This is a genomic window from Streptomyces sp. TM32, assembly GCF_004122755.1.
Taxonomy (GTDB): Bacteria; Actinomycetota; Actinomycetes; order Streptomycetales; family Streptomycetaceae; genus Streptomyces; species Streptomyces sioyaensis.
Window position 1 is genome coordinate 1 of record NZ_SDIG01000215.1, and the last position, 9,620, is coordinate 9,620.

A 9,620-nucleotide genomic window follows, 5' to 3' on the forward strand; every position below is an offset into this window, starting at 1 on the left:
CGATCTGCTGTGGGACTCCCGCCTTCGCGCAACGTGCGCGGTCCTCGCCCAGCCCTGCGGCAGGAACAGCCGCCAATTGTGAGCGTTCAGGAAATTGGCTCTGTCGCTGATCTTGTGATCGGGCGGGTCAGGATCGGTGCAGGATGCGGGTGCGGAGGAGGCCGAAGTTGGCCCGGCCGTATCCCTCCCTTTTGATCCGTTTCACTCTCGTGTTCTGCCCCTCGACCTGGCCGGAGCTCCAGGGGCTGGACAGGCCGGCGATGACGGCGTCCTGGTCCCGGCGCAGGCCGTTGACCAGGGAGTGCAGTGCGGGCAGGTCGTCGTGTTCGACGCGTTCCATCCAGGCGGGGAGTTCGCTGCCGGTCAGGTCCCGCAGCATCGTCGCGAAGTCGCGGACGTGCCCGGTGACCGCGTCCAGCTCGGGACAGCCCGCACGGACCTCCTTGAGCGCGAGGGCGTCCTCGTCCGGGAGGTTGCCGGGGTTCATCATGATCCATCTGACGATGCGGCGGGGCCGCGGAGCCACACGGGGTGCTGGTGGTGCGGCGGCTGTGTATTTGAAGGGGCGCAGGTAGCGCCGGGTGGTCTGGATGCTGCCCGTGAAGCCCAGGGCCTGGATTTCCTGGTGGAGTTGTGCGCTGTCGCGGCAGCCGTCGTTCCACCGTTGGTGGAGGTGGGCGGTGTACGGGTCGAGGATGCTGGTGCGGTTCGTCGCGTTGACGAGCATTTCGTCGATGCTGGTGGCGCGGGCGAAGCGGCGCACGGTGGACCGGTCCAGCCGTAGCCTCCGGCAGATTCCTTCCAACGAGTTGCCGTCGGCCAGGAGTTGCTGCACTGCGGCGTACCGCTCCTTCGTCCGGATCACCAGACGGCGCTCACGTCCGCAGACGTCGCGCGTGGAGTCGGTGGCGGGCGGCGGAGTCTGCCAGATGTCGTCGCTTGGCGGCGGGGTGGCCGGTAGGGTGTTCGCGAACGTGGTCCGGACGCAGGCGTGATGGGCGCCGACGGTCTTCTCCACCGCTTCGCCGAGGTTCTTCCACAGGTGCCAGCCGTCGGCAATCTGGGTCGCCTGCGGGGCCCCGGTGCGGGCGCCCTCGGCATAGGCCCCGCCGCGGTCCCTGCAAATGATCTCGACTTCGGGGTGGTCGCGAAGCCAGGCGGCGAGTGGTTCGGCCTCGCGGCCCGGCAGCACGTCGATGGGGCGCCGCCGTTCCAGATCTACCAAGATCGTCGAGTACGAGTCGCCTTTGCGCATGGCGAAATCGTCGACGCCCAGCACTCTGACCGGCTCGACTGGCTCCTCGGGCAGGGCCCGCAGGAGGCGTAACAGCGTGTCCTTCGCCACCGGCACCCCCAGGGCTGCCGCGAGCCGGCTCCCCGGCCGCCCGGCCAGTGCCACCGCGATGCTGGTCAGCATCCCGCGCAGCAGCGGGCTGAAGCGGGCATGCGGGCTGGTCAGCCCGGCAACCTGTTCGACGAACGTCACGGCCGCACAGGCGGTGTTGAGGCAGCGGAACCGGCGCACCAGCAGCTCGATCACCACCCGAGCCCCGCTGATCGCCGCATCCGCCAGCCGCCGCAGATACCTGCCGTGCACCCGTCCCGAAGAACTGCCGCAGTGCGGGCACAGTCCATCGGCCGCACGCGCGCGGGCATGCAGGGTGATCCCGCCGACCGACCGATCCACCAACTCCACGACGACACCCGTCAGATGAGGAAGAAGCGCCTCGAAGCTCCCCGAAGTACACGCGAACCATGATCACAGCCGCGCCGCCCGGAGATCGCCCGATCACAAGATCAGCGACAGAGCCTACGAGGCTCTGATCCACTTCTTGTGGGGCGGTTGCGGAGGGTGACGGTCTGTCAGTCGGCGAGGAGTATTTGCCGGCGGAGGAGGTCGAATCCGGCGCGGCCGTATCCGTCCCTCTTGATTCGCTTCGCCCGGTTCACGTTGCCCTCGACCTTGCCGGAGTTCCATTCCAGGGTGAGGCCGGCGGTGACGGCGTCGAAGTCCTGGCGGAGGCCGCGGGCCAGGCTCTGCAGCGGCTTCATCCTGGTGTCCTGGGCGCTGGTGAGCCAGTTCTCCAGGTCGCCGCCTCGGCGCTCGGTCATCATCGCGGCGAAGGAACGGACGCACGCGGCGACGGCGTCCAGTTCGGGAGAGCGGGCGAGGAGCTTCTTGAGCTTGAGCGCGCTGCTGTCGTCCAGGTGGTCCGGGTGCGAGGTGATCAGCCAGGTAGCGGTGCGGACCGTGAGCGCCTTGGGCTTGTCGGGTGCAGGTTTGCCGCTGGCCCGGATGTCCTGGAGGTGTCGGCGCACGGTCCGTTTGCTGCCGGTGAAGCCGAGCTCAGCGATCTCCGCGTGGAGCCGTGTCGCGTCCGTGCAGCCCTCGTTCCACCGTCGGTGCAGGTAGGGCGAGTAGGCGTGGATCTGGCCCTGGCGGCGCGAGCCGGTGGCCAGCGACGCGTCCTCGGGCGTGGCGGCGTGTGCGTAGCGGGTTACAGTCTTGCGGTCCAGGCCGAGCGCCTCGGAGATCGCCTGGATGGGGACGCCCTTGTCATAGAGGGCGTGCACGGCGGCGTGACGCTCGCGGCGTCGGATCACGCGCATCCCCTCCGGCCGCACCGGGACCTCCTCGCGGGTCGCGGTCTTCTGCTCGTCAGTGGCATCGGCAGGCGTGTCCTCGGTAGCCTCGGCGAGGCAACTGCGGTGCGTGGCAACGCACTTCTCGACGGTTTCGCACAGGTTTTTCCACAAATGGAACCGGTCTGCGACCTGGGTCGCGTCGGGGCAGGCCGTGCGTACGGCCTCGGCGTAGGCGCTGGCCCTGTCCCGGCAGACGATCTCTACCCCGGGGTGTGCGTTCAGCCACGTGGTGAGGGTCTCCGCAGTGCGGTCGGGTAGGACGTCGACGCGTTCGCCGGTCTCCATGTTCAAGATGATCGTCCCGTACACGTGCCCCTTCTTCAGGGCAATTCATCAATACCCAGCACCCGGGGCGCGGCCCCGACCTGCCTGTCCGGAAGCCTGCGCACGAGCCTGAGCAAGGAGTTCGCGCTCGTCGGCATGGCCAGATGTGCGGCCAGCCGGGCTCCTGGCCGTCCGGCGAGCGCGAGCGCGATCTTCTCGAGCGAGCGGCGCAGGAGCGATGTGCGCCGCGCGAACCGCTCGGTGAGCCCGTCCACTTGCTCGACGAACGTGCGGCGAGGGCACTCAGCGGCCGGGCAGAGGAACCGTCGCACCAGCAGATCGACCACGACCTGCCGTCCGGCCGCTGCGAGGTCGGCAAGACGCCGTCGGTAACCACCATGGACACGGCCGGACACTGAGCCGCAGCCGGGACACGCCGCCTCACGCGTCACCGTTCGCGCCGTGAGGGCTATCCCGCCGCCGTCCGACCTGACCTCGTCCACCACCACGGACGACAGATGGGAGAAGGTCGCGGAGAACGTCGAGAACACGCTGCAATCACACGAACGACCATCCTGCCAGCAGATTGTGACGCCCTGTCACCAAACCACAAGAAGTGGATCAGAGCCGCTTACGAAGACCGCCGTCATGCGTCTTCTGCCGCTCGGATTCGCTCCTCGATGGCGCGTGGGTCCTCGCCGGCGGCGAGTCCGGCTCGAATCGCGGCGGCGATGGCTCGGGGACGTCTGGCTGCCCCGCGGACATCGGCGAGCGGTCCGGTGGGGTTGCGGTGGCGGCGGGCCCATTCCGCGCGGTTCTCGGCGGCGGTGCCCAGCCGCAGGTGGGCGGGGTTGGTGCAGCCGTGGGAGTCACACCGGTGGCAGAGAACGGGATCGTCGGCGCCGGACCAGCCGAGCCGGGGTATGACGCCGTGTTCAAGCTGGAAGGCGAACAGGTGGGCGGGGACCGTGCCCCTGCGGGACCTCCCGGGCAGGCTGGAGGCGCGGAAAACTGGTAGAGAGCACTTATCCGGAGGCTGCGGTATTCCGCCCTGGGGACGGCGTCGGGTGGGTCGTCAGTGAGGTTGCTCAGGGTCGTCCGAGGCCTACGACACAGCTCGCCTGGTTTCGTGAAACCCCCGGTGCGCGTCTGACCCAATTTTCCTGTGGTCTGCTGAGATCGTTGACACACGGAGTTTGGGCGAGCGAGAGGGAAGACGCAGTGGAGAAGGGGCGGCCCCATAACCGTGCCGTTGCGGCGGATCTCTCGGAGGGGTTCGGTGAGCGGCTTTTGGGGCGGTTGCTGGACCGGGCTCATGAGATGCCACCGCAGCTTATCGCTCCGCTGGTTGCGGAGGAGGTGAGCAGGGTCGGGGGCCGGGATGTGTCGATCCTGCTGCAGTGCTACGAGCAACTTGAGCTGGTTCCGCTCCAGGGCAGGGGTCTCACCGTTGGCGAGGCGGTGCCTATCGACGGGTCCCGGGCGGGGGAGGCATTTCTCAGTTTGGCCGTGGTCGAGGATGTCCAGGCTGACGGTGTGCGGGTGTATCTGCCCTTGCTGGACGGAAGTGACGAGGTCGGGGTGATGGCGCTCACCCTGGACATGGTCGGGGAGGACGACCGGCGGTTGCTGCGGCGGCTGGCCGGTCTGGTCGCGGACATGTTGGTGACCAAGAACGCGTACACGGACCGGTTCTTCCAGGCCCGTCGGCGTCATCCGATGAGTCTGGCTGCGGAAATTCAGTGGTCTTTGCTGCCGCCACTGTCGATGAACACTCCGCAGGTTTCGGTGGCCGGCATTCTGGAGCCAGCCTACAACGTTGCGGGGGACAGTCTGGACTACGCACTCAACGACGACATCCTGCACCTAGCCATCCTCGACGCGATGGGCCACGGCCTGAACGCTTCTGTGCTGGCGACCGTCGCTGTGAGCGCCTACCGGCACGCCCGACGCGCCGGCATCCGCCTGCCCGAAAAGTACGCGTTCATGGACCGGGCTATCGATGAACAGTTCGGCCCCGATCAGTTCGTCACCGCGCAGATGATGGACCTGAACGTCGCAACCGGCCACCTGCAATGGGTCAATGCCGGCCATCCCGCCGCACTACTGATCCGTGACCACCGCGTGGCGCAGACCCTGGAAGGCCCCGGGACGCTTCCGGTCGGCTTCGGAGGCGCTGAACCCCTGATCTCCTCGATCGGTCTCCAGCCGGGTGACCGGGTGCTGTTCTACACCGACGGGCTGGTCGAGGAACACTTCAGCGGCCAGGAGCAGTTCGGCGAGGGACGCATGATCGACATCGTCGAGCGCATTGGGCCCACCACGCAGGGTGTGCAGCACATGGCCCGGGACCTGTCTCACGCCCTCAAGCGGGAGAGGGGCGGGACCACCAGTGACGACGCGACCATTTTTCTCGTTGAGTGGCGCGGCGGCACTGCCGACCACCTCGCCGCACTGGACTTCTAGCCGTGAACCGACCGGCGCCGAGGGAGTTCCGACTTCTAACTCGCCAGGGATGGCAGCTCTGATCGGCAGCCGGCTTCATGGAGTCCTCCGTCGGCGGGTTGGTCACCACAAGGTGAAGGGGAGTCCTGCGTCTTCTGCCGTGTGAATCCGCTCCTCGATGGCGCGTGGGTCCTCGCCGGCGGCGAGTCCGGCTCGAATCGCGGCGGCGATGGCTCGGGGACGTCTGGCTGCCCCGCGGACATCGGCGAGCGGTCCGGTGGGGTTGCGGTGGCGGCGGGCCCATTCCGCGCGGTTCTCGGCGGCGGTGCCCAGCCGCAGGTGGGCGGGGTTGGTGCAGCCGTGGGAGTCACACCGGTGGCAGAGAACGGGATCGTCGGCGCCGGACCAGCCGAGCCGGGGTATGACGCCGTGTTCAAGCTGGAAGGCGAACAGGTGGGCGGGGACCGTGCCCCTGCGGGACCTCCCGGGCAGGCTGGCGGCGCGGAAGGAACCATGGCCCGTCGACGACACCGCGGCCAGCCAAGGACAGCACAGACGTTCGGAACGTCGGTATCGCTTGGCCTTGAACCTGGCGGCGATGAGCGGATCGGTGAGCCAGGAGCGCCACAGTTGCGCGGGGACTTTGACCGGCTGGGGTGTGCCGAGCAGGGCGAGTTGTTCGGTGTCGGACGGGGAGTTGGGGGCGGGCATCCCCGGCAGGGGCAAGGGCTCGTGCATGGTCGTCGTGGTCACCGGCCCTTCGGTTTCGCTGTTACCGCGGTGTCAGCGTAGAGGGCAGGTCTGACAGTCCGCGGTCATGATCGGCGGCGCGGGCGGCCAGGTAGTCGGTCCAGTCGCGCCCGGCCAGGGCCGTCCACCGCGTCGCGGTTGCGATCGACAGTCCGAGGAGTTCGGCCAGGACAGGAGCGGGCAGGTCGGCGGCGAGTTCGCAGAGCGACCCGCCGCGGGCGGGGCGGATGAAGATGCTGACCCGGTTGTTGAGGAGCGTGGCCAGACGGCCGGAATCGAGATGGGTTCCGGGCTGGGAACTGGGGAACAGCCAGGGGCGGGTGTCCTGGTGGATGAGGGGACGCCGTCCGGGTGCTGCCTGGTCGGCGAGTTGCCGGACGAGCGAGGCGAGCGTGGGGGGGGCAGCAGGACCGGCTGGCGTCCGAAGGCCAGGTAGGTGCCGGAGCCGTTGACGGTCAGGTGGTCACGGGTCAGCTCCACGATCCTGGACGGGACCTGGCCGTAGAGGAGGACGAGGGCGCCGGCGACCCGTAGGTGGAGCGCGACGCCCTCGTCCTGAAGGCAGCGTCGCAGCAGGCCCCAGCGGTCGTCCTGGGACAGGACATGTTCGGGCAGTCCGTCCCGGCCGAGCCAGGGGATGGTGACGTCGCCACAGAGCCGGCGGGCGTGGGCCCAGCGCAGGAAGTCCCGCAGCCGGTAGTGGGTGGTGGTCCCGCCTGCCAGCCAGACGTCGACGTCGGCCTGTGTCGCGGTGGCCAGGACCTGGCCGCGTGCGTCCAGCCAGGTCAGGAACTGCACGGCCAGGCCGATGCGGGCGCGTGCGTACTTGCGGACGCTGCGGGTCACCCGAGTGCGGGCCGCACGGGAACGAACCCGGCGCAGGACGGACCAGGAGACGTACGGGCGGACGAGCGCGGCGATGTGCGGCGGCTTGCCGGCCAGCAGGTGCTCCACCCAGGGTTCGACGGAGTCGAGGTCCTCGGCGCGGGCCCCCAGGACCCCGGTGTTCACCAGGACCTGCCGCAAATAGCGGAGGCCTATCCGGGCGGGAGGGCATCGAGGCGCGCATGGGTGATCTCGCCGCCCTCGGCGGCGAGTTGGCCCAGGAGATCGGCCCACACGGTGGCGTAGAGCCAGTGCTGGACCTGCTCGGGCGCGCAGTCCTCAAGGAGCAGGTCGCGCACCGCGGACAGCTGCGGGTGCACAGTGCCGTCCGGGCCGGACAGCAAGGCGTCGACGCGGTCGTGGACGACACAGGCCAGGCAGTGTTCACCGGCGACGAGCAGGCCGACGTGGCCGCACCGGCGGCAGGTCCAGTTGCGTCCGTCGCCCGAGCAGGGCCCGCACACGCCGCTGCCGGCGGCACTCAACCCGACCAGGGGGCGGCAGTGGCCGCAGGCGGTGCACGGCGCCGGCGCGCGCCGCAGCCTCTCGTAGCAGGGAGCGCAGACCGGCCCCAGGGCAGCGTCGTGCGGATCTTTCTCGTCCAGCCGCACCTCGCGCAGCGGTGCGCGGGACGTTGCCGGGCATGGCAGGTGGAGCAGACCGGACGGCCCAGGGTGGTGCCCCGCACGCAGGGCCGTTCCTGTCCGCAGCCGGTGCACGTGGCCGTCGGGGGGATCCAGCAGCGATAGCAGATCCAGGTGCCCGCCTGCCGGTTGGCGACGCGCACCGACCACGTCATGCGCCCGCACCGGCAGCACTCCCTCTCCCATCCGCGGTGGTAACAACGTGGACACAGCGGCCCGTCCTCGGTGATCGCGTGGGCCCGCTGGTTCTCGCGTGCGCAGGCCGCGCAGGTGTAGAGCTTGCGCGGCCCGCAGTTCTGGCACAGCGGCTTGCCCTCGATGCGGTAGGCGACCGGGCCAGGCGGCCGCACCCGGCGCACCTGCGCCGCGCCGCCGGGTCCCGGCTCTTGCAGCGTGCGCAGACCACACCGCCCCTCTCGCGGAACGCGGGCTGGCCCATCTGCCCGCATCGCACGCACGGTTTGAGACGGGCACGGGTGTAGCAGCGGGCACACGTCGCGGCTCCGTCGATGCGGTAGGGCAGGCGGCGGACTGTGCCGCACCGAGCGCAGCTCGCGCGCCGCACCGTGGGGTGTTCGGCGGCCAGGACGTCCAGCAGCCGGATCAGTCCCGGCAGGCCGCTGGAGTCCCCGGAGACCAGCGCGCCGGAGTGTTTGCGCAGGTGCTCCAGGACCCGATCGGTCTGCGTCGGTAACAGCCTCAAGCCCGCGAGCTGTTCGGCCAGCCGGGCGGGGTTGGCGCCGGGCAGCTGCCGGGTGAGGACGGTGACGATCTCTTCGGCGGCGCGGGCCTGCTCGGCCCGGCGCCACTGGCGGGCGTTCACAGCCCCTCGGGGCGGCGGAGGGTGGAGCGCCGCACCGGCGGCGGCACGACCGGACCGCTCGTGTCAGCGGTCTTGCGGACCTGTGCGCCCACGACGGTGACCTCGATCAGGTCAGCCACGCCGACGTCGAGGATGTCGCACAGTGCGGCCAGGGTGTCCATGCTCAGGCGTTGGGGCGTCGATGAGGGAGAGCTGTTCATCAACGGCCTCGGGCCCGGACCGTACCGCTGCGAGCGGGAACAGTCCGGGCCCGAGGCCGTCTCGTTTAGGCGGCATCGACCATGCCGTCATTGGCTGAGGCAGCCGCGGGCGGCACGGCGGGAGCCGCTGCTCCCTCCGTCCTGGAGGTTCGGGTGCGACGGGTGCGCGTACGGTCGGCACGTGCCCGAAGTTCCTCGATCACCTCTTTCGCCCGAGCGGCGGTAACAGGCTTCGCGTCCCGTTCCAGCTCCTCTGCCGATATACCCAGCAACTCCGCAACGAGTTCCGCGTCGTTGTCGAAAAGACGCAGGGCCGCCGCCGCAGCCTCCCTTGCCGCCAGGTCGGCATCCTCCTTCGCCAAGGCTGCCTTCTCCGCTCCCCCGCGGGTGGACAACACCGTGGCCACGGCCATTTCTCGCGTCTTGGCCTTGAGCGCCTCGACAGCTCGGACGCGCCGTCGAAGCTCTGCTGCACTCACCGGTGGTGTCGCTGCGTTGCTCACCTGTTCCCCAGTCCTATTCGTAGTCGGTGCTCGTCGAGCGCACCGTAAGCACAGGTCCGCGGACATCTCGAACGTGAGGTCCATTGGGCGCCGGCGAAGGCGACAGGCTGCCTCCGGCGGGTCCTCCTCGGAGGGGGTGGGGGCTGGTCGGTTGGGTGCGGGAGCGTCGTGGTGCGGGTGGTGAAGGCGGGGTTCCCTCCTCGGCCGGACACCCCAAGGGGCGTACCAGGAACCCGGACGCGGCGTCCAGGCCGAGCCGCTGCGCGGTCGCTACGCGAGCCAGGACACCGCGCCCGGAACCCTGGTACGGCGGAGCTGTCCGACCGAGGAGGGAACCCCGCCCAGGCACGTTGTGGCCGGGCCCGGCCGAGCGGGTGCGGGCCTTCTGGATGGGCTACAAGATCCACCTCACGGAAACCTGCACCACACTCCCCGACGCCGACGCGGGGACGGGGATGAT

At 69.6% G+C, this 9,620-nt stretch carries 10 protein-coding genes; 1 reads left to right on the forward strand and 9 read right to left on the reverse strand.

The features are described from left to right. Positions 1-127 precede the first annotated feature (127 nt). From EST92_RS29010 to EST92_RS29025, 4 genes are all read right to left on the reverse strand, one after another. Complete coding sequence (locus EST92_RS29010; RefSeq protein ID WP_254069091.1) at positions 128-1,696, reverse strand: ISL3 family transposase; 1,569 nt, start codon at positions 1,694-1,696, stop codon at positions 128-130. A gap of 167 nt (positions 1,697-1,863) precedes the next feature. Beyond that, the gene (locus EST92_RS29015; protein ID WP_129283674.1) at positions 1,864-2,931 is read right to left on the reverse strand and encodes an ISL3 family transposase; all 1,068 of its coding nucleotides are present in this window, start codon (positions 2,929-2,931) and stop codon (positions 1,864-1,866) included. A 35-nt stretch (positions 2,932-2,966) separates the two neighbouring features. Then, on the reverse strand, positions 2,967-3,461 hold the full coding sequence (locus EST92_RS29020) for a transposase family protein (RefSeq protein ID WP_161981785.1): 495 nt from the start codon (positions 3,459-3,461) through the stop codon (positions 2,967-2,969). Positions 3,462-3,556: 95 nt separating this feature from the next. Beyond that, entirely contained in the window at positions 3,557-3,955 is a 399-nt protein-coding gene (locus EST92_RS29025; protein WP_129283680.1) for an HNH endonuclease, read from the reverse strand. A gap of 176 nt (positions 3,956-4,131) precedes the next feature. Between EST92_RS29025 and EST92_RS29030 the strand changes: the two genes are divergently transcribed. Continuing rightward, positions 4,132-5,376 carry a PP2C family protein-serine/threonine phosphatase gene (locus EST92_RS29030; RefSeq protein ID WP_254069092.1) on the forward strand — a complete coding sequence of 415 codons (1,245 nt, stop codon included), beginning with the start codon at positions 4,132-4,134 and terminating at the stop codon, positions 5,374-5,376. Between the two features lie 102 nt (positions 5,377-5,478). Here EST92_RS29030 and EST92_RS29035 read toward each other — a convergent pair whose 3' ends face one another. The 5 genes from EST92_RS29035 to EST92_RS29055 form a co-directional block, all read right to left on the reverse strand. Continuing rightward, positions 5,479-6,108 carry an HNH endonuclease gene (locus EST92_RS29035; protein ID WP_254069093.1) on the reverse strand — a complete coding sequence of 210 codons (630 nt, stop codon included), beginning with the start codon at positions 6,106-6,108 and terminating at the stop codon, positions 5,479-5,481. Between the two features lie 30 nt (positions 6,109-6,138). Beyond that, entirely contained in the window at positions 6,139-7,116 is a 978-nt protein-coding gene (locus EST92_RS29040) for a hypothetical protein (protein ID WP_129283676.1), read from the reverse strand. A 26-nt stretch (positions 7,117-7,142) separates the two neighbouring features. Continuing rightward, positions 7,143-7,799 carry a hypothetical protein gene (locus tag EST92_RS29045; protein ID WP_129283677.1) on the reverse strand — a complete coding sequence of 219 codons (657 nt, stop codon included), beginning with the start codon at positions 7,797-7,799 and terminating at the stop codon, positions 7,143-7,145. A 654-nt stretch (positions 7,800-8,453) separates the two neighbouring features. Beyond that, positions 8,454-8,618 carry a hypothetical protein gene (locus tag EST92_RS29050; protein WP_343283814.1) on the reverse strand — a complete coding sequence of 55 codons (165 nt, stop codon included), beginning with the start codon at positions 8,616-8,618 and terminating at the stop codon, positions 8,454-8,456. A gap of 104 nt (positions 8,619-8,722) precedes the next feature. Beyond that, complete coding sequence (locus tag EST92_RS29055; RefSeq protein ID WP_129283679.1) at positions 8,723-9,160, reverse strand: hypothetical protein; 438 nt, start codon at positions 9,158-9,160, stop codon at positions 8,723-8,725. Between the last annotated feature and the right edge of the window lie 460 nt (positions 9,161-9,620).